General features: G+C 67.9%; 2 protein-coding genes. Both read left to right on the top strand.

The genetic code is table 11. The annotated features are described in order from the left end of the window. A partial coding sequence (locus tag A9X04_RS31195) for a glycosyltransferase (RefSeq protein ID WP_369829034.1) occupies nucleotides 1-434 on the top strand: 434 nt, incomplete at its 5' end. A 52-nt stretch (nucleotides 435-486) separates the two neighbouring features. Continuing rightward, a partial coding sequence (locus A9X04_RS30125; RefSeq protein ID WP_156764584.1) for a glycosyltransferase occupies nucleotides 487-599 on the top strand: 113 nt, incomplete at its 3' end.

The following is a 599-nucleotide window of genomic DNA, read 5'->3' as shown; positions in this document are numbered from 1 at the left end:
AGGAGTTGGGGGAGCGGGCGCTGGTCTGCTCCGGCTGGAGTGACTTCAGTGGTGTGCCGCAGTCCGACCACGTCAAGGTGGTGGGCGTGGTGAATTACACGAAGATCTTCCCAGCCTGCCGGGCGGTGGTTCACCACGGCGGCTCGGGCACCACTGCCGCGGGTCTGCGCGCCGGAATACCGACGCTGAGCCTTTGGAGCATGAGCGATCAGAAGATCTGGGCGGGCCAGGTGGATCGGCTGAAAGTCGGTGTCGCCCGCCCGTTTTCCCAAACCACGCGCGAGTCGCTGGTGGCCGACCTGCGCCAGATCCTCTCCCCCGACTACGTCTCCCGCGCCCGCGAGCTGGCCGCCCGGATGACGAAGCCCGCGGACAGCATCACCAAGAGCGCCGACCTTCTGGAAAACTTCGCGCGCGTGGGACGGATTGGGTGAGGACTGGCACCCCTGACGTCGCCGGTGCACGGCAACTGCAAGGCTAGGACCCGTGACGAAATTCGCCCTCGCCGGGTATGGAACCCGCGGCGACATCGAGCCTTTGGCGGCTGTGGGCCGCGAGCTGCTGCGCCGAGGGCACGACGTGGCCATGGCCGTCCCGCC

The sequence above is a fragment of the Mycobacterium sp. E3247 genome (genome assembly GCF_001667785.1).
Classification (GTDB): Bacteria; Actinomycetota; Actinomycetes; order Mycobacteriales; family Mycobacteriaceae; genus Mycobacterium.
Note: the sequence above shows the minus strand (reverse complement) of the source record. Positions and strands in the feature narration are given on the sequence as shown.